Annotated in this window: 24 protein-coding genes and 1 tRNA gene; 21 read left to right on the top strand and 4 right to left on the bottom strand. The window is 39.3% G+C overall.

Features of this window, described 5'->3' with window-relative positions:
- Positions 1-203: 203 nt before the first annotated feature.
- The 3 genes from PAN94_RS05165 to PAN94_RS05155 are packed head-to-tail and all read right to left on the bottom strand — an operon-like array spanning position 204 to position 1,962.
- Complete coding sequence (locus tag PAN94_RS05165) at positions 204-1,013, bottom strand: hypothetical protein (protein ID WP_285874975.1); 810 nt, start codon at positions 1,011-1,013, stop codon at positions 204-206.
- A complete protein-coding gene (locus PAN94_RS05160) occupies positions 991-1,659 on the bottom strand; it encodes a hypothetical protein (protein ID WP_285874974.1) in 669 nt (222 codons plus the stop codon). The genes PAN94_RS05165 and PAN94_RS05160 overlap by 23 nt, the downstream gene beginning before the upstream one ends.
- A 60-nt stretch (positions 1,660-1,719) precedes the next feature.
- Complete coding sequence (locus PAN94_RS05155) at positions 1,720-1,962, bottom strand: hypothetical protein (protein WP_285874973.1); 243 nt, start codon at positions 1,960-1,962, stop codon at positions 1,720-1,722.
- A gap of 116 nt (positions 1,963-2,078) precedes the next feature.
- Here PAN94_RS05155 and PAN94_RS05150 point away from each other — a divergent pair, with 116 nt between their 5' ends.
- From PAN94_RS05150 to PAN94_RS05105, 10 genes are all read left to right on the top strand, one after another.
- Positions 2,079-3,704 carry a hypothetical protein gene (locus PAN94_RS05150; protein WP_285874972.1) on the top strand — a complete coding sequence of 542 codons (1,626 nt, stop codon included), beginning with the start codon at positions 2,079-2,081 and terminating at the stop codon, positions 3,702-3,704.
- A 126-nt stretch (positions 3,705-3,830) separates the two neighbouring features.
- Positions 3,831-4,718, top strand: a complete 888-nt coding sequence (locus tag PAN94_RS05145; protein ID WP_285874971.1) for a hypothetical protein — start codon at positions 3,831-3,833, stop codon at positions 4,716-4,718.
- A 393-nt stretch (positions 4,719-5,111) separates the two neighbouring features.
- Positions 5,112-5,306 carry an aspartyl-tRNA synthetase gene (locus tag PAN94_RS05140; protein ID WP_285874969.1) on the top strand — a complete coding sequence of 65 codons (195 nt, stop codon included), beginning with the start codon at positions 5,112-5,114 and terminating at the stop codon, positions 5,304-5,306.
- Positions 5,307-5,317: 11 nt separating this feature from the next.
- Positions 5,318-5,524, top strand: coding sequence for a helix-turn-helix transcriptional regulator (locus tag PAN94_RS05135; RefSeq protein WP_005590740.1), 207 nt, complete (start codon positions 5,318-5,320; stop codon positions 5,522-5,524).
- Positions 5,525-5,690: 166 nt separating this feature from the next.
- Positions 5,691-6,044, top strand: a complete 354-nt coding sequence (locus PAN94_RS05130; protein ID WP_285874968.1) for a PspC domain-containing protein — start codon at positions 5,691-5,693, stop codon at positions 6,042-6,044.
- A 15-nt stretch (positions 6,045-6,059) separates the two neighbouring features.
- The gene (locus PAN94_RS05125) at positions 6,060-6,800 is read left to right on the top strand and encodes a DUF3169 family protein (RefSeq protein WP_285874967.1); all 741 of its coding nucleotides are present in this window, start codon (positions 6,060-6,062) and stop codon (positions 6,798-6,800) included.
- Positions 6,801-6,828: 28 nt separating this feature from the next.
- Entirely contained in the window at positions 6,829-6,990 is a 162-nt protein-coding gene (locus tag PAN94_RS05120; protein ID WP_247950733.1) for a hypothetical protein, read from the top strand.
- Between the two features lie 19 nt (positions 6,991-7,009).
- Positions 7,010-7,843, top strand: a complete 834-nt coding sequence (locus PAN94_RS05115; RefSeq protein WP_285875009.1) for an ABC transporter ATP-binding protein — start codon at positions 7,010-7,012, stop codon at positions 7,841-7,843.
- On the top strand, positions 7,836-8,528 hold the full coding sequence (locus PAN94_RS05110) for an ABC transporter permease (protein ID WP_285874964.1): 693 nt from the start codon (positions 7,836-7,838) through the stop codon (positions 8,526-8,528). The genes PAN94_RS05115 and PAN94_RS05110 overlap by 8 nt, the downstream gene beginning before the upstream one ends.
- Positions 8,529-8,541: 13 nt before the next feature.
- Positions 8,542-9,102 carry a DUF3267 domain-containing protein gene (locus PAN94_RS05105; RefSeq protein ID WP_285874963.1) on the top strand — a complete coding sequence of 187 codons (561 nt, stop codon included), beginning with the start codon at positions 8,542-8,544 and terminating at the stop codon, positions 9,100-9,102.
- Between the two features lie 188 nt (positions 9,103-9,290).
- On the opposite strand, the gene ald is transcribed toward PAN94_RS05105, so the two are convergent.
- Complete coding sequence (gene ald / locus PAN94_RS05100; RefSeq protein ID WP_285874962.1) at positions 9,291-10,403, bottom strand: alanine dehydrogenase; 1,113 nt, start codon at positions 10,401-10,403, stop codon at positions 9,291-9,293.
- A gap of 175 nt (positions 10,404-10,578) precedes the next feature.
- Here ald and PAN94_RS05095 point away from each other — a divergent pair, with 175 nt between their 5' ends.
- From PAN94_RS05095 to secG, 11 genes are all read left to right on the top strand, one after another.
- A complete protein-coding gene (locus tag PAN94_RS05095; protein ID WP_285874961.1) occupies positions 10,579-11,148 on the top strand; it encodes a GNAT family N-acetyltransferase in 570 nt (189 codons plus the stop codon).
- A gap of 49 nt (positions 11,149-11,197) precedes the next feature.
- Positions 11,198-11,270 (top strand) — tRNA-Thr (locus PAN94_RS05090).
- A 139-nt stretch (positions 11,271-11,409) separates the two neighbouring features.
- Complete coding sequence (gene ybeY, locus PAN94_RS05085; protein ID WP_015605451.1) at positions 11,410-11,907, top strand: rRNA maturation RNase YbeY; 498 nt, start codon at positions 11,410-11,412, stop codon at positions 11,905-11,907.
- Complete coding sequence (locus tag PAN94_RS05080) at positions 11,888-12,292, top strand: diacylglycerol kinase family protein (protein WP_045499229.1); 405 nt, start codon at positions 11,888-11,890, stop codon at positions 12,290-12,292. Before ybeY ends, PAN94_RS05080 begins: the two co-directional genes overlap by 20 nt.
- A 15-nt stretch (positions 12,293-12,307) precedes the next feature.
- On the top strand, positions 12,308-13,207 hold the full coding sequence (gene era / locus PAN94_RS05075; RefSeq protein ID WP_285874958.1) for a GTPase Era: 900 nt from the start codon (positions 12,308-12,310) through the stop codon (positions 13,205-13,207).
- A gap of 13 nt (positions 13,208-13,220) precedes the next feature.
- A complete protein-coding gene (locus PAN94_RS05070; RefSeq protein WP_285874957.1) occupies positions 13,221-15,245 on the top strand; it encodes a hypothetical protein in 2,025 nt (674 codons plus the stop codon).
- A 172-nt stretch (positions 15,246-15,417) separates the two neighbouring features.
- Positions 15,418-16,242 (top strand): DNA-formamidopyrimidine glycosylase, encoded by an 825-nt coding sequence (gene mutM / locus PAN94_RS05065; RefSeq protein WP_285874955.1) that lies wholly within the window; start codon positions 15,418-15,420, stop codon positions 16,240-16,242.
- 5 nt (positions 16,243-16,247) lie between these two features.
- The gene (gene coaE, locus PAN94_RS05060; protein WP_285874954.1) at positions 16,248-16,844 is read left to right on the top strand and encodes a dephospho-CoA kinase; all 597 of its coding nucleotides are present in this window, start codon (positions 16,248-16,250) and stop codon (positions 16,842-16,844) included.
- Between the two features lie 4 nt (positions 16,845-16,848).
- The gene (locus PAN94_RS05055) at positions 16,849-18,051 is read left to right on the top strand and encodes a multidrug efflux MFS transporter (protein WP_285875007.1); all 1,203 of its coding nucleotides are present in this window, start codon (positions 16,849-16,851) and stop codon (positions 18,049-18,051) included.
- The gene (rpmG, locus tag PAN94_RS05050; protein ID WP_005590723.1) at positions 18,051-18,200 is read left to right on the top strand and encodes a 50S ribosomal protein L33; all 150 of its coding nucleotides are present in this window, start codon (positions 18,051-18,053) and stop codon (positions 18,198-18,200) included. Before PAN94_RS05055 ends, rpmG begins: the two co-directional genes overlap by 1 nt.
- 41 nt (positions 18,201-18,241) lie before the next feature.
- Positions 18,242-18,475 carry a preprotein translocase subunit SecG gene (gene secG / locus PAN94_RS05045; protein ID WP_005590722.1) on the top strand — a complete coding sequence of 78 codons (234 nt, stop codon included), beginning with the start codon at positions 18,242-18,244 and terminating at the stop codon, positions 18,473-18,475.
- Positions 18,476-18,505 lie beyond the last annotated feature (30 nt).

Here is an 18,505-nt window from a genome sequence, read left to right as displayed (position 1 = left end):
GGTAAAACAAGTTAAAAAATAGGAACCAATTAAATTTCTAAAATTACTTCCCCAAAAGATAGAATCCTCGTTTTGAAAAAGATAAATTGAAAGTGATTGATCGTTTAAAAAGGGTAGGCCAAGGATGACCAGATAAAATACAATCAATAATCCAATTTACCAAGAGAAACCTGCTTTCCTTCTCTCTTTATTGTCTGACATATCTATCTCCCTTCTATAATTTTTCCTTGCTTAACCTCAACATAATAATCGATTTGCTCATCAATCGTTCCTAATACATAGGTTCCATCAGGTAAGCTTAATTGTCCTAGCAACTGCTGGATTTGATCTCTTAGATAAAAATGTTCCTTGTATTTTTCTTCTGGTAAGATAATTTGAACATAGACTGCATTATGTGACAAGGCATCATTTAAAGGCAAATCGTACAATTCTTCAAGAATAGAATGGTCATTGCTAACAGCATCTTCCACACGATCGCTATACCAAACTATACCTTTAATAAACCTATTTTTGTCAGATAGAGTGCTTCTCAGCTTAACAGTTCCCCCTTTTAGGTGTGAAGCCTGATTTAACTTTCTCGTCAGAGACTCTTCCAATTTAGCTCGCTCAGGGTTAATTTCTAAAGCTTTTTCAAGAATTGGCGCATATACTCTGATAGATTCATCATAAGTCACCCCTAACGCAGATATAGGGTCCCTCCACTTGTCTACATCCATCTTGTCGTAATAAGGCATGACTAATTGTTTGAAGCGGACCGATTTTTTTACAGGAACAGAGATGGTTTTGTCCTTAATGTTTTCAGTATAGGTATAATTGACATCTATGCCCCAAATTTTGTCAGCCCAGGAAAAGCCAGTTATCTTAACCTCTCCAAGAAAATTACGATTGGCGTAAAAGCCTTTGAGATGAGCTTCTAGATTTCGATAGAAGAATAAAGCTGAGACCACTAGAAAACATACAAGTACCATAAAACTTTTTCTCTTGTCCGTATCAATCTTTAAAATCTTTTTCAATGGCTTCCTCCTTAATGACTTGATTGAACTCCTCTTCCGTACGGATTATTTCTTTTTTGCCACTCTTTGTATACTCCATGCCAATACTCCAGTAAAAAGAGCCGGCATCGGGGAAAAACATTTTTGTTAGGGTGATGCTATCGTTGAGGGGCATGTTTTCTTTTAAAACTACTATAAAGCCGTATTCTTTTAATATTGAAAGTGTCAGGCTATCCTCTGGTTTGCTATCACTATCCGTTAAACGTGATTGGTAATCGTTCTTTTTGTAACTAAACAAAGTGGGCCAATCCGTAGTTACATTTTCGCTATCATCCTTATATATCCCTGTAATAAATGATGGACTTGAAAGTACTCGATAGAGCCCTCCATATCCGAAATGAATCGCCTCTTTGGGATGTTTTTTTGTAGCTTTTTTACTGGTTAGGTTTACATAGATTTCATCATTGTCTTTTATCTGGATTTTGACATATTCATCTTTTCCATCAGAATACATAAGATTATCCATCTTGCCTTCTATGGTGACATAGCCCATATCTTGAACAAGTTTCAAGACATCAATCGTTTGCCCTTCTCCTTTTTCTTGTCCCAGTTTGTAATAACGAATTCGGAAGTATTCTTCCTTGTCCTTTGCTTTCAGTGTTCCCACATACTGCTTTGAATCCTGAAATGCTAAAAATTTCCGTCCAACAGCAAAATCATACGGGCTTCACTCGTCGCTCTCTTTAAAAGAAAGAGCAATCATAGGGAATTCTGGTTCGGTCTCACCAATAGCCGTATAATCAGTTAAACGCTGATTCTTTCCTTTATAGGCATAATTTCGTTCTTTGACCACATAAGCAGCTTCTTTTGTGAAAAAGAAAGAACAAGCACCAGCGATAAGAAAAATGACCAGTGTTGCTAAAGCATAAATCTGCCACATTTGCCAAGAGAAATTCTCTAGCTTCTTCATCCTATTCTCCTTTTAGATAGATTATGGACTATTATATCATTTTTTGTAAACTTCCTGCTATAAGCAAAAGAAAAGTATGATAAAATGGTATTATTATAGTTTTATAAGGGAAAAATATGAATCAAACACGTCTCAAAAAACTCTTGAAAATATCGAGTTTCTTTCTATTCGCTTTTGTGACATATCATGTCTACTATCAATCTCTTGTCCCTCATCTTACAGCCAGGAATGAGGAAGATGCTAGACTGAGCCAGTCCAAATATCAAATCGCCTATGGGCAAGTAAGAGATTTTCAAAAAATCGGAAATTTTGCTTTGGCCATTGATATGTTTGGTGATGTCCAGCAGAAGGAAGGCTACATTATTGCTCAGAATTATCGCATTCCTAAAACTCAGGATCCTTCTGAAGGACAAGCATTTTATGATAAAGAAAAGTCAGAGTATTTTTATCAAATTGATATTTACAAAGAGGATGAAGGGATTCAGTCACTGAGAAAGATTGATGTAAAAGATATCCTTCTCAAAGAAAAGAAGAAATATAAGATCATCAGTACGGCGAAAATAGATGCCTTTGACTCACCAACCAAGGCTCCTTATTTAGAAATAGGACTGGAAGAAATCAATGGGGATGCGAGAACTTTCTCACTGATCATTGATTTACAGACCTTAGAAAGTCGCATTACTCGCCTTATAGGCTCTTCATCTGAGGAAAAGATTACTAGCAGGACTAATAGAGAATTATCGGTTGTCAGAGCCAATCCTGTCTTTGCAGAGCGCTTGAAGAACCTGAGCTTCGTTATTGCTAGTAATGATACCATCACAATGCGACCATATCAGGGAGGAGAACTCATCAATCTCTACCAAGAATATCCCCATATTTTTGAAATGGCTAAAAAAGGTAGTTTTACGATCTATCCACAGTTTCAATATAAAGAAGATCTAACTCAACAAGTTTCAAACTTTGCTAATCTTTTCAATTATCCAGGTGAAGCTCCCTTTTGGTCTGCCCAACAGAAACAAGATTACGAGGCAGACCGAGCTTTAAAACAGACAAAAGATTTATCGACTCCCCTTTCATATGATTTTTTCATGGATAGGGTAAAAGAAGAAGGCAAGCTTAATGCGGTAGAAGGAATGATTCCTATCGGTTTAGATATCAATACTGGGAAAATAGTCACCGTTGATTTCAAAAAAGGACCTGTTTACCTCCAAAATTTTGACCTAGAAGACCATATAGATAGTCTAAGCTTTATCAACTCCAATTATTCCTATATAAGAGATGTGCGGTTTGATCAAGTCAGTATCGACACAGCCACGTCTTATAAATTAGGTATAAAACCTGTAAGTGATTACAGCAAGATGATTGAGGAGTCTAAAATCAATAGACCGAGAGAGACACGTTATATCACTTGGCTTCAATATAAAGCAAATAACAATGTACATGAATCTGATTTGAATATCGTTAAGGGAATTGTGGATCAAGGGATCTTGTACAAAATTTTCTCTATATTTAGTCTTGAAGAAGGGCAGATGACAGTGAATCAGACTGGGACCAGCAGTAATCTTGCAGCAGGCAAGACCAAAATATTAGTACAAAATGGTCATCAGCTTCTTGATTCATTACAGTTTGAGACAACTGATATGCCTAGCTTGAATCACGATGAAATGATCAAGTCTGGTCGGATTATATATGTCCTTATCGATGGGCAGCTTCGTCAAGTAAAAGTTCCGGAGGAAAAGTAGGTGCAGAAGATAGTGATAAAAATAAAAAAATGCTTTCAAAATAAAATCTTTTTGAATGTTGCTGGCTATACTTTGGCTTTTACACTTGGTTTATTTTTAGCTTTTTATGTTTTTGAGAGGGAAAAAATGACCATTCAGTCTGAGCAAAGACAGTCTAAAACATCCCAAGAAAAGAAAGTTACAAGAGCGAAAGATGAGGCAGTCCAGATAGAAAAACTTGCAGACAAGATCTATATGGTGAAAAATCCTAATTCTGCCATCTTGTCTGATAAGTATATCTTACAGCAAGAAATGAATTACTCTGATCAATCCTTTCACTTCGATAGCTATCAGGCCTTTAGTAAGGACAATAAACAGAGCAACCATGTCAAAATTAAGCTTTTAAATCAAGTGGAAGCGTTGTATAAAGATTACGATTTAGTCCAATTGGCTCAAAACCTGCATAGTCAAGCCATACCGGGTAAAGTTAGCCATCAGCTCTATCAAGATCCTCAGGATGGGCAATATTATTTTGCTTTTGAAGTCTATCTACCAGGCGGTAAGGATGAAAGAGATTACTCGAACGCTCATGAGGAGAAGCCTATCTATACTCTCTATACCAATATTGAAAACGGGCAGACTTTTTATCTAAAAGATTATTTTAAGCCCCTGAGTATCCGTGACAAGTATCCTGTCTATGGTGCTAGTAATCTGGATGACAAACTAGAGAAGTATGGCTTGGTTTTGCTCAACAGTCCGCATAACTTTACCCTCATTCAAGGGGAAGGAAATTTACAGATCAAAAAGTTGAAGCTAAGCCAGCAATTTCCAAATATAGAGGAAAAACTTGCTAGCGGCTGGAGTTTAGTCGTAACTGGAGAAGATTCTTATGAAACCAGTATCAGACTTCTAGCGTCTGAAGGAGAAACCGATCTCTATACAAATGTCAAACTAGATCGTTCTTATTCATCTGATGACCAAGATCATCTCTTAAAGTCTTATCAGGATTTTCTTGAGCTATACAGGGAGAAATAAGTACGTTCCTTTCTATCAAATAACATCGTTCCATATGAAAGCAATGATGCTTTTCATTGCTTTCATATGGGGCTTTTTTTATGCCTTCAGAAAGTTATTTTGGATTTACCAACTGGACATCCTTCAGAATATCTTTCTCAAACATTTGTAAAGGATCTAAGTCTTTATGACAAAAATATTTATTTTTTTGACAAATATACTTGTCAAAAAGAAAAGAATCTGTTACAATGTATTTAAGTTAAGAAGAAAAGATAAAAGGAGGAACTAATGGAGATACTGTTTTGGTGTCTACTTCCGATATTTTCTGGTTTGTGGCTGATGTCATCCAGTGAATTGAAAAATGTAAAAAGGAAGTTGAAACGTTTAGAGAGAAATAAAGAAAGGAGTGGAGAAATGTCACGTTTTTTTAAAGAAATGATTGGGAAAAAACCGATCATCATTGGTGAAATTTTCGGGACAGATTGCTGGGAGGTAGTTGATGCTGATGACGATTGGGTTAAGTTGAGTAAGACCAATAAAAAAGGTCAAACAAGAATCAAGCTCATGCGCATTGACGATATCAAGTCTGTTGAACTGAAAGAAGACTGAGAGGTGTTGTCATGAAGCTGAAAAATCGACTTAAAGAGCTGAGGGCTAGAGACGGGCTGAATCAAACTGACTTAGCCAAGAAAGCCGGCGTGTCGCGGCAAACGATTAGCTTGCTGGAGCGGGATGAATACACGCCCTCCGTGGTCATTGCTCTCAAAATTGCTCAGATTTTCAACGAAAGTGTCGAAAATGTCTTTCGCCTAGTGGAGGAAGAGTAGGCCGTTAGGAAAAATCAGTTGCTGGAGATAGTTTATGCTAGCCATCTTGTCATGAAGACAAGCAAGCTTTCATATCATAGCGATTACTTAATCTGATCCTGATAAGCTGTGTAAGTATATTAGTGCTTTTCCGCAAGTGACGGAAAGTAAAACAAGGAGAAAAACAATGCAAGAATTTATGGAAAACTTTAAAGTTAACGAAGAACAAGCAAAAATTGCTGGTGTCTGTGCAGGTTTGGCGGATTATTTTGGGATAAAGGTAGCTTATATTCGTCTGATCTTCGCAGTTGCAGTGCTAGCATCAACTGAGCTAGGGATTTTTGTAGCCTTGGGCTATGCCTATCTGGCAGGATGGTTACAAAGGGATTATTTGTGGAATAAAATGAACAAAAAAGTCAGAAATCACTTTATTTTCCTGATGATAGTGCTGATTGTTTTACCTTTATTTGGCCGTGAAATACTGGAAATTGCCTCTGACTTTATTAGCCAAGTCATGGCTTGGCTGACTGCGCTTATTTAAGAATAGGAGAAAACAATGTCAACAAAGAAAAGAATATTGAGAAATATCGGCATCTTAATTCCTGCTGTTATATTAGGAGGGGTAGTTGGTTTTATGATGGATCATTTTGAGCATATTTCTTGGCCGACCGTCTTAAATGTTGAGCTGCTGAAGAACATTGGTCGAGCGAGTTTGTTCATTCTCTATCCCGTAACCTTTTTCTTGCTCTATCAGACGCATAAAGTTCACGGAGCTTACCAGAGAGAAGAAGATGATGACAGAAGCTATGAGCTCTATCGTCAAACTTTCAAAACCCTAGAATATGCGACGATTTTATATAATATCTCGTCTGCTCTGACTCTATTCACCCTCTTTGTAGGAGTGAGCTACCTAGGTCCGCTACTAAGGTCAGAAACGGCGATTCACATTCCGTTTTATGATATTGCACTGTTTCTTGCTTTGATTTTAGGTCAAATTCTTGTATTGAAAACCACTCAGAAGGTTCGTCAATATAAATTATCTGCTATGCCAACCATTGAGGAGATGAAGGACTATGCTCTGTCTTATGATGAAGGGGAGTTGCAGGCTCATTATGAGCAAAGCTTTTTAACTCTCTTTAATCTCAATCAGCGCCTCATTCCAGGTCTTTATATCTTGCTCTTTATTCTTGGAGTTGGGACACCGATGCAGGTCGTATCTGGCATGATTGTCTTAACCATTATTTTTGTCTATATCAATGTGGACTCCTATCAAGCAGTTAAAAGATATTTCAAATAAGCTGTTTGTCGGCCAAAAAGGAGTTCGTTTGAAACTAGTGAGCTTTATCTTTCCTAGTATCTATATTGGACTGATACTGCTAAACTTCCTATTCCAGTTGGATACGATTTTGGCTTGGATTGCGGTATCGGTCATCTATCTTTATGTTACTGTCAGCCAGTACAAAATCGTTAAACGTTATTACAAGTAAGAAAGTGAGAAGAAGCCTTATGTCACAAGTGATTCAAGTAGAGAATATTTCTAAAAGTTTTGGAGATAAAAAAGCTTTAGAACGGATTAATTTTCATATCAATCAAGGAGAGATTTTCGGATTTTTAGGACCATCTGGATCGGGAAAAACAACCTTAATTAATATCCTAACAGGCCAGCTTGATGCCGACAATGGTCAAAGTAAAATCCTTGGTAAGGCCTCAAATACTATTAATGCTCAGGATTTGGTGAAAATTGGCCTAGTATCTGATACAAGTGGCTTTTATGAGAAGATGTCTCTCTATAAAAACCTGCAGATATATGCGAAATTATACGGTTTAAAAAATGAGCGGATAGATGAAGTTTTAGAGCAGGTTGGTTTGTTAGAAAGCAAAAATATTGTAGCAGAGAAGCTTTCGACAGGTATGAAGCAGCGGATGTTTCTAGCTCGGGCTCTTTTAAATAATCCTGAGGTCTTATTTTTGGATGAACCAACTAGTGGACTTGATCCCCGTACTTCCAAGGTGATTCATGAGCTTTTGCTTGAGCTGAAGAAAAAGGGAACAACCATTTTTCTGACGACGCATGATATGCATGAAGCGAGCGCCCTTTGTGATCGACTGGCCCTGCTAAATAAGGGAGTATTAGTAGAATATGGCAAGCCGAAAGCTATTATTCAAAAATATAACGCAGCCAAGAAAGTTAAAATTAGCTATGAAAATGGAGAAACTGAGCAAATTTCATTCTCAGAATTGGCTACAAAAGACCTAAAATTAGCTATTACAGTACATTCTTGCGAACCTACATTAGAAGAAATCTTTATTCAATTAACAGGAGAAAAACTAGATGTATAAAAAAATTAAAGCTCTCACATGGCTGCGTACTCAGATTCTATTGACAAATTCTTCTTTGCTTATGTCCGTCTTGCTGCCCTTTGGCCTCCTCTTTTTGTACAATATGATTTTAAATAAGAATGGCAATGCAGGTCAAGGGCTATTGAAGATGATCCTGCCTATGACCTTTGCCATGAGTGGCGGCTACATGGTGTCTATTATGATGGCAGAGGACAAGGAGAAGCGTAATCTAAAAACCTTGATGCTGAGCGGGGTTCGTTCTGGCGAATACCTCTTATCCATGTTGGTTTATCCCTTCCTATTTACAGTCTTTGCCTTGTTTTTTTTCCCATATTATTTGCATGTAGATCTGTCTGGCAAATGGCCTATCTATCTTTTGATCAATCTCTTAATTATTGTTATTATCCTTTTAATCAATCTTTTTATTGGTGGTATTTCCAAGACACAATCACAAGCTCAGGTTTATAGTTTATTTCCGCTGTTGCTGATTAGTTTCGTACCATTATTTGCTAGTTTTGATAAAACAATACAGCACATTCTACGTTTTACTTTTATGAATCCTTTTATCAACTTCTTTGAAGCAGGAGACTATTCATTTAAAATTGAAGATGTCTCTAATTTGGTGATTTGGCTTCTTATTTTTATCAGTGCAAGCACCTATGTCTTGAGTAAAGGTCGAAAATGATGGAGGAGATTTTATGAAACTCATTAAAAAAATTAATTTTATGGAAGAAAAGAAATATGTAATCGGTTTAAATGTAGCGGGGCTCTTACTGATTTTTCCTTTCTCCATGCTTTTTGCGAAATTGACCCAGCTAATCTTCCGTGCAGACCATTATGATTTTTCGGGTCTAGATCTTGCCTATTTTTTAGTTTTTACCTTTATCCTTATCGTCATCCACGAGTACATTCACGGTTTCTTCTTCAAGTTTTTTGGTAAAGGGAAAGCCAAGGTCAAGTTTGGTTTTAAAAATGGGATGGCCTATGCGACTAGTCCAGGAACCTTCTACCATCGTAAGGACTTCTTGGTCATTGGTTTGGCTCCCTTTGTTTTGATTAGCCTGTTTCTGACCTTATTGGCCATGCTTGGCTTGCTCAGTTCAACTCTCTACATGCCTCTAGCTAGTATTCATGCAGCGGGCTGTGTTGGTGACTTTTACATCGCTTTGCTGCTGTTGGGCCAGACTGATGATATTCTGGTCGAGGATACTGAGGTTGGGATGAACTTTTACCAGAAAGAAGAGCCTAGTCAGGGCTAGAAATCACTTGTGTTAGATACTTCTTGTAAAATGTCTATTAAAGAGTAATATACTTGATAATTTAAAGATGTGGAGCAATGTCGATCCTGCCTAAATGGATGGTAGCGTGATACTAAATTCAAATTTAAAATAAATGAAACCCGAAGGACTAGAAGTTCCTTCGGGTTTTGTATATAAGATAAAAATGATTAGACAAGTTCGTCAATAGAAGTGTAATCGAGATTCAAGCCTTCTGCAACAGGTCGGCTTGTGATGTGGCCGTGATAGGTTGTGACACCTTCACGCAATCCAGCATCGTCTGCAATAGCTTGTTTGAAGCCTTTGCCAGCCAGCGCTTCGATATAAGGAAGGGTGACATTGGTCAGGGCGATAGTAGAAGTGCGAGCCACGGCACCAGGGATATTGGCTACCGCATAGTGGAGAACACCGTGTTTCTCATAAACTGGCTCATCGTGGGTTGTCACGCGGTCAGCAGTCTCGATAACGCCACCTTGGTCAACGGCCACGTCAACAATGACAGAACCAGGGTGCATTTGCTTCACCATATCGTCAGTCACCAGTTTTGGAGCTTTAGCACCAGGAATAAGCACAGCTCCAATCACGACATCTGCTTCACGGACGCTTGCCTCAATGTTAAATGGATTGGACATGAGGGTTTGAATTTGGTTGCCAAAGACTTCTTCCAGCACGGATAGACGTTTGGCACTAATATCGAGAATCGTAACTTGAGCGCCTAGTCCCAGAGCGATACGGGCTGCATGAGTTCCTACAACACCGCCTCCGATAATGGTAACTTTACCTTTTGGCACTCCTGGTACACCGCCAAGGAGAACGCCAGAGCCACCTGTTTGCTTGGTTAGGAAATGAGCTCCGATTTGAACCGCCATACGACCAGCAACCTCACTCATAGGTACTAAGAGTGGTAGTTGTCCTTGTCCGTCACGTACAGTCTCGTAGGCTACCCCGGTAGTTTTAGCTGTTACCATAGCTTGGGCTAATTCGGGAGCAGCGGCCATGTGCAGGTAAGTGAAGAGGAGGAGGTCGTCACGCAAGTACTGATATTCAGTTTCCAGCGGTTCTTTAACCTTAACAACCAACTCAGCTGCCCAAGCTTCAGCAGCAGTGGCAACGATTTTTGCACCTTGCTTTTCATAGTCTGCATCTGCAAAGCCAGATCCAAGTCCAGCATTTGTCTCGATCAAAACCTGATGGCCTTTTCCTACAAGACTGTGTACACCAGCTGGCGTCAGAGCAACGCGATTTTCATTATTTTTAATTTCTTTTGGAATTCCGATTAACATAGAGCTTTACTCCTTTTTCTAACGCTAGGATCTCCGAATACAGGACTACAAAGGGACCTAGGTCAATTATTGTGATGTTTTCATTTTAAAGGAAACTATCGCAAAAAGCAAGAAAAAAAGGATTGTTTTAGATGGGGAATTATGCTATTCTGTTAAGAAAAATTAGGAGGAAGAGATGGAAAATATTTACGTTAAGCTGAGCCAGCATTCCAGAATTGAGACGGAGCGATTGATCTTGCGTCCAGTGACCTTGGAAGACGCTCCAGCCATGTTTGAATATGCTTCAGACGAGGAGAATGTTCGCTATACCTTTGCGACCAACAAAACTTTAGAGGAAACCCGCAATAATATCGCCCTGTTTTACCTAGCTAATCCTTTGGGTCGCTGGGGCATTGAGCTGAAGGAGACTGGCGACTTTATCGGGACGATTGACCTGCATAAGATCCGCTTGGACTTGAAAACGGCAGCTATCGGCTATGTGATCCATAAAAAATACTGGAATCAGGGCTACACAACTGAGGCCACTCGGGCGGTAATCAAGCTAGTTTTTGAAGAAATTGACATGAACAAATTGGTTGCCCTACACGATATTGATAATCCTGCCTCCGGCCGTGTCATGCAAAAGTCAGGCATGATCTTTTCGCACGAAGAGCCTTACGCAGCCTTGGACAAGCATGAGGAAGGGCGCATCGTGACGCGGCTGCATTACTATCTGACCAGAGACCAATATTTCGCAAAAAAGTGAGAAAGAATATTGACAAGTACCTGTCTACATGATATAGTAGATGGGTAATGCTGATTTAGCTCAGTAGGCAGAGCGCATCCATGGTAAGGATGAGGTCGCCGGTTCGATCCCGGCAATTAGCACTAGATAAAGAGGTTGAGATTTTCTCAGCCTTTTTTGGTTTTAAATTAGGATTTCTCCTCGTTTAAATGCAATGCTTGTGGCTCTCATAGGCGCCCAAATATGATATAATAAAAGTAATATTAGCAAGGCAGGTAAAATATGTATATCGAAATGGTGGATGAAACCGGTCAGGTTTCTCAAGAAATCATCAAGCAGACTCAGGAAATCTTGGAGTTTGCGGCTCAGAAAACGGGCAAAGAGAATAAGGAAATGGCTGTAACCTTTGTGACTAATGAGCGCAGCCATGAGCTCAACTTGGAATATCGAGACACAGATCGGCCGACGGATGTCATCAGCTTGGAATACAAGCCAGAGCTGGATATTGCCTTTGACGAGGAAGATTTGGCGGATAATCCTGAGTTGGCTGAGATGCTGGAGGATTTTGATGCTTATATCGGTGAGCTCTTCATTTCGGTGGACAAGGCGCGGGAGCAGGCAGAAGAATACGGGCACAGCTTTGAGCGAGAGATGGGTTTTTTGGCGGTGCATGGTTTTCTGCATATCAACGGCTACGATCATTATACACCGGAAGAAGAAGCAGAAATGTTTGGCTTACAGGAAGAAATTTTGACAGCTTATGGACTTACAAGACAATAAAAATAACAAACGCAAGTGGAAAAATCGAGATGTCATATCGAGTTTGGAGTTCGCTCTGACGGGGATTTTCACAGCTTTTAAGGAAGAAAAGAATATGCGGAGTCATGTTCTTTCAGCTGTAGCTGCCATCATTGCAGGTTTGATCTTTCGGATTTCAGCGACGGAGTGGCTTTTCTTGCTGCTAAGTATTTTTTTGGTAATCGCTTTTGAAATCATGAATTCAGCCGTTGAAAATGTTGTGGATCTAGCTAGTGATTATCACTTTTCTATGCGGGCTAAGAATGCCAAGGATATGGCGGCTGGTGCAGTTTTGGTAGTTTCTGGTTTTGCAGTTATCACAGGTTTAATTATCTTTCTGCCAAAACTGTGGGATATTATTTTTTAGAGAAGGAATAGAACAATGACTTTTAAATCAGGCTTCGTAGCCATTTTAGGTCGACCAAATGTCGGCAAATCAACTTTTTTGAATCATGTTATGGGGCAAAAAATTGCCATCATGAGCGATAAGGCTCAGACCACTCGCAATAAAATTATGGGGATTTACACGACGGATAAGGAGCAGATTGTCTTTATTGATACGCCGGGAATCCACAAGCCCAAGACAGCTCTAGGTGATTTTATGGTGGAAGCAGCCTACAGCACCCTGCGTGAGGTGGATACCGTTCTCTTCATGGTGCCAGCTGATGAGCCGCGTGGCAAGGGTGATGATATGATTATCGAACGTCTGAAAGCGGCTAAGGTGCCGGTGATCTTGGTAGTTAATAAGATTGATAAAGTCCATCCGGATCAGCTCTTGGCGCAAATTGATGATTTCCGCCAGCAGATGGACTTCAAAGAAATCGTTCCAATTTCAGCTCTGCAGGGCAACAATGTTTCCCGTCTGATTGACATCCTTAGTGAGAATCTGGAGGAGGGTTTCCAATATTTCCCAGAAGACCAGATTACCGACCATCCAGAGCGTTTCTTGGTTTCAGAAATGATCCGCGAAAAGGTTCTACACCTGACTCGTGAAGAAATTCCCCATTCAGTCGCAGTGGTTGTTGACAGCATGAAGCGAGACGAGGAGACGGACAAGGTCCATATCCGAGCGACGATCATGGTCGAGCGTGACAGCCAAAAAGGCATTATCATCGGTAAAGGTGGTTCCATGCTCAAGAAAATCGGATCCATGGCTCGCCGTGATATCGAGCTCATGCTGGGGGACAAGGTCTTCCTCGAAACATGGGTCAAGGTCAAGAAAAACTGGCGGGACAAGAAGCTGGACTTAGCGGACTTTGGCTATAATAAGAAGGAGTATTGAAAAATAAATAAAAATGGAGCATAGGGTTAAGTTTTATGGGGCTAATGATTTTTCAATTTCTTATTACCTTAGTAGAATGGAAATAATCTTTGATTTATTTATAGAGAAAAAGAAAGAGATTAGTAATTTTACAGATGCCATTGAACTTGAGAATACTTTTAAAATCTTTGATTCAGGAAATTATTCTACAAATTGGTCAAAAGAATATATTGACAAAGTTAATTCTTATAAAAATGTATTAAAAAGTAAAATTAATGAATTTTATGGTAGAGCATCCAGTGAATTGATTTTAAAATATATGATTCTGTTGAAATATGAATACAAATATCGAGAAGATTTTTTTGACATTTTTTGTAGGTTTAACTATGGTTCAAAGATATCTGAAAATGAATTTGAAGATAATTTTTGGAAAAGTGAGTTGCCAATATATTATTTATTAAAGGATAAATATTTTAGCATTGTCTACCCAAAATTTATTAAAGAAAGTTTTCTTGCAAAAGCGAAACATCTTGAATATTTATTAAGCAACTATATAAATTCGACTAAATGCTTCTACCATATACCTAGTAATATATCTTCAGATGAGTGGAACGAACTTTTAGATGATTATATAAATTGTTTAGAAGTAAATCCAAATTATCTTAGACTTCTTTTAAAGCCAATTCGAGGGCTTGGTACCAAATATTTTGAAGTTACACGACATCAGAAGTCAGAAATTCAAAAAATATTAACATTATTTTATCAAAGCTTTGATAGTTCAGAATTAGGACTTCATGTAATTTTTGAAGTATATTTTGATAGAAATTTATATGAAAAAAAGATTGTTGAATTAAATGAGAAAAGCCCATTGTCACCGCCAGAATTGATTGATAATAGTATTATTAATAATTTAATGAAATCTTCTGGGGAAAAAGTTGCTGAGCAATTGACCTTGTATATGGTTTCTTTGGTTGATTACGAAAAAATAAAAGACAAATGTGATTATAATAGTTTATTTACATATTTCTTAAATGATTCTGATCTTTTTTCAAGGAAAAGAATGTCAGAATTACCAAGTTTTCCAAATAAAGAGACATTAGGAGTTACAAAATCTATCGGAGTTTTAACTAGGAATTCTTATCAAGATACTCAATATTTTAAACTAAAGCAAAAGTTAGTCTCATTGAAAATTTGTGCTTATCAGAGATTATTTAGTGAGTTTGATTTAAGTATCGAACAGGTAGTGGATTGGTTTTTCTTTCACTACTGTGATGAAGGAAAAATAAAATGGTTACCTTTCAGTTTTTCACCTCTTGATGATAAGACCGATAACAAAACAGCAACAATTTTTAGAAATGAAGAAAAAATAAGGAAACAATATTTTTTACTGATGGAAGATGGGGAGATTAGCATTGAACAATATAATTTGTTAGACTCAACTCCAAGTATAGTGAGTCTACCTAGCAATATTCCTAAAAAGTATGCCTATATTGTTGATAATTCCGATATTAAAAATATTTTGTTTTTATTATTTTCTGATCAATCTCATTTGACATTCATTGATGAACGAAAAAACGGTAAAACTTTTGTAGAATTAATCAAAAATAATATTGTAAGGAAAGAAGATTTTCCAAGAGTTGATAGAGGCAAAATACAATTTTTGGTTGACAATAAAATACTTTCTGAAAAAAATGATAGGCTTGTTTTTTTAAATTATAAAGAAATTGATGTATTACAAGACTTATTTCAGTATGATGAATTAAGTTATTTTAACTCAAACAATGATGAAAAAGTAATTTTAGATTGCCTTTCTGAGAAAGGTATGATTGAATTTGAGAGTAATCTTTTTTCAAAAAGCGAAGCAAATTATCTAAATTTCCTATTAAACAACAGTAAGTTTGATAATAGTTGGGCGATAAGGAATAAGTATCAACATGGTTCCCCGTCTTATGAATCAGAAGAACTGTATCAAAGTGATTATTCTTTCGCTTTATTAATTTTAGTAATGTATATGATTAAGATTGATGAAGAATTATCTTACAAATTATCTGTCACTTGATTAAAGATATTGATTTATAAGTATGAACTAAAACTTTATTTCCTTTATTCACTCCAAGATGAGAGATGATAAGATTATCCCTAGTTTTGCTGGCTATCTGTGACACGTTGGATTGTCAGCCTTCGATATTTTAGAGTATATCTCTGACTAAAAGAAGATAGAAAGGAGCTTTATGCCTGAATTACCTGAAGTGGAAACGGTTCGGCGCGGTTTGGAGCGTCTGGTTGTTGGCAAGACGATTGGGCAGGTGCAGGTCCGCTATACCAAGATGATTGGAACGGGAGTGGATAGCTTTGTCCATGACTTGCCAGGTCAGACCATTGAAAAGATTGGCCGTCGGGGCAAGTATTTGCTCTTTTATCTGACGGGTGGAGTGCTGGTTTCCCATCTGCGAATGGAAGGTAAGTATCTTTTTTATCCTGATGCGGTACCTGAGCGTAAGCATGCTCATGTCTTTTTCGAGATGACGGATGGTGGGACGCTTGTTTATGAGGATGTCCGAAAGTTTGGGACTATGGAGCTATTGAGAAAGGAACAGCTAGAGGCCTATTTTACTGCCAGAAAGCTTGGTCCTGAGCCGACAGAGGCGGACTTTCTTTTGTCGCCTTTTGCTGCAGCTTTGAGTCGTTCCAAGAAGCCCATCAAAGCCTATTTGCTAGAGCAGACCTTGGTCGTTGGGCTGGGCAATATCTATGTAGATGAAGCCCTTTGGCGGGCGCGGATTCATCCGGCCAGGCCAGCAGATAGTCTAAAGCCTGCTGAAGTGAGGCGGCTGCGTGAGCAGATTATAGAAGTTTTGCAGCTTGGGATTGAAAAGAGAGGATCGACCATTCGGACTTACCGCAATGCTTTGGGCGAAGATGGCACAATGCAGGATTTTCTGCAGGTCTATGGAAAGACTGGTCAGCCTTGTGCTAGATGTGGCAGTCCCATTGAGAAAATCAAGCTAGGCGGACGTGGTACTCATCTCTGTCCTCATTGTCAGAAAGCGAGGTAGCTGTTGTGACAAGAATTATTGGTATCACCGGCGGCATTGCTTCGGGTAAGTCAACAGTGACAGAGTTTTTGCGGCAGCAGGGCTACCAAGTCATCGATGCGGATCAAGTGGTGCATGAGCTACAGGAACCGGGCAGCCGACTTTATCAAGCTCTTCTATCTGCTTTTGGGCCGAGTATATTGCAGGAAGATGGCCGCTTGGACCGTCCCAAGCTGGGAGCTATGATTTTTGGGAATCCTGAAGTCTTGGCGCGGTCCAGCCAGCTTCAGAACGAAATAATCCGAGAGGAACTGGCTCACCGGCGTGACCTACTAGCAGAGACAGAAGCTGTCTTTTTCATGGATCTTCCCTTGTTGTTTGAGTTAGAATATGATAACTGGTTTGACCAAATCTGGCTGCTGGACGTGACGGAGGAAACTCAGCTCAGTCGCCTTATGGCGCGAAATACTCTCAGTCAGGAAGAGGCAGAAAAACGCATAGCAGCTCAGCTATCTCTCCAAGAAAAACGAAAGAGGGCGGATGTGCTCATTGATAATAATGGCTCGCTTGAGGGAACACGACAGCAGCTTCGCGATGCTTTGCAGAAATTAGAAAGAAGATGATTCTATCACGGTAAAAGTAAATTGGAAACACAATCTGAAAATCGCCTGGTTTGGGAACTTCCTGACAGGTGCCAGTATTTCTCTAGTCACTCCTTTTATGCCCCTTTTTGTGGAGCAGCTAGGAGCGCGTGGTCACGAAGTGGAGTACTATGCTGGTCTGGGTATTGCCCTTTCGGCTGTTTCAGCGGCCGTTCTCTCTCCTGTCTGGGGCAGTCTGGCTGACCGCTATGGCCGTAAGCCGATGATGATTCGGGCTGCTACGGCTATGGTCTTTACCATGGGCGGTATTGCCTTTGTGCCCAATATTTTTTGGCTCTTGGTCTTACGCTTTCTCAACGGCGTTTTTGCGGGCTATGTGCCAAACAGCACAGCCTTGATTGCCAGTCAGGTTCCTAAGGAAAAGACTGGTTATGCGCTGGGAACTTTGGCAACAGGTGTTGTTGCGGGTAATCTTATGGGGCCCTTGATTGGTGGAGTGATTGCTGAAGTCTTTGGTATCCGCAATGTCTTTCTACTGATTGGCTTTTTCTTTCTGATTGCGACTCTGATGACGGCTGCTTTCATCCGAGAAGATTTTAGGCCAGTCACTAAGGAAGAGGAGATTGGCTTCGGGGAACTCATTCGCCAGATTAGATATCCCAAGCTCTTGCTCACTCTTTTTCTGACCAGTTTTGTGATCCAGTTTGCAGCCCAGTCCATCGGCCCAATTCTCTCCCTTTACATTCGGGAGTTGGGTCAAACGGACAATCTGATTTTTGTATCTGGCCTGATTGTTTCGAGTATGGGCCTGTCCAGTATGCTGAGCTCGAGTATTCTAGGTCGCATGGGGGATCGCATGGGCAATCATCGCTTGCTTGTTCTGGCTCAGTTTTATTCCATTATCATTTACCTGCTTTGTGCTCATGCAGGCTCTTCGCTCCAACTCGGTTTTTACCGTTTCTTGTTTGGTTTAGGGACCGGAGCTTTGGTGCCGGGGGTCAATGCTCTATTGAGCAAAATTACGCCTAAGTTTGGAATTTCTCGAATCTTTAGCTACAACCAGATTTTCTTTTATCTGGGTGGCGTCATCGGCCCCATGTCAGGTTCGGCTATTGCAGCGACAGCAGGCTATCATTCAGTTTTTTATGCTACAGCAGGCTTAGTGGGACTGAGTCTTCTTATCAACCTTTTTTGTTTTGGAAATTTATTGAAAAAGAAGGAAATCTAGTGCGCGTTAAAATTCATTTGAAATGCTCCAGTTGCGGCAGTCAGAACTACCTGACTAGTAAGAATAGTAAGACTCATCCTGATAAGATTGAGGTATTGAAGTACTGCCCCAAGGAAAGAAAAGTAACCTTACATCTTGAATCTAAATAGATTTTATGATAAAATAGAAAGGATTTTAAGGAGTTTTATTTATGTATAGCCTATTATTAACGATTTTAGTCATTTTATCAGGTTTTATCGTCATTGCTATTTTTATGCAACCGACTAAAAACCAATCTAGTAACGTGTTTGATTCGAGTGCCAACGACCTTTTTGAGCGGTCTAAAGCACGTGGATTTGAAGCTGTAATGCAGCGTCTGACCGGATTTCTGATCTTTGTCTGGTTGCTGATTGCCTTGATTTTGGCAGTATTATCTAGTAAATAAAATGGGCTCTGACTATGTCTTGGCCTTTTT

Origin of the sequence: Streptococcus sp. SC1, assembly GCF_030272855.1 — a bacterium.
In the GTDB taxonomy this organism is placed as follows: Bacteria; Bacillota; Bacilli; order Lactobacillales; family Streptococcaceae; genus Streptococcus.
The sequence above is the reverse complement of the archived record's forward strand: the minus strand, read 5'-3'. Positions and strand labels throughout refer to the sequence as shown.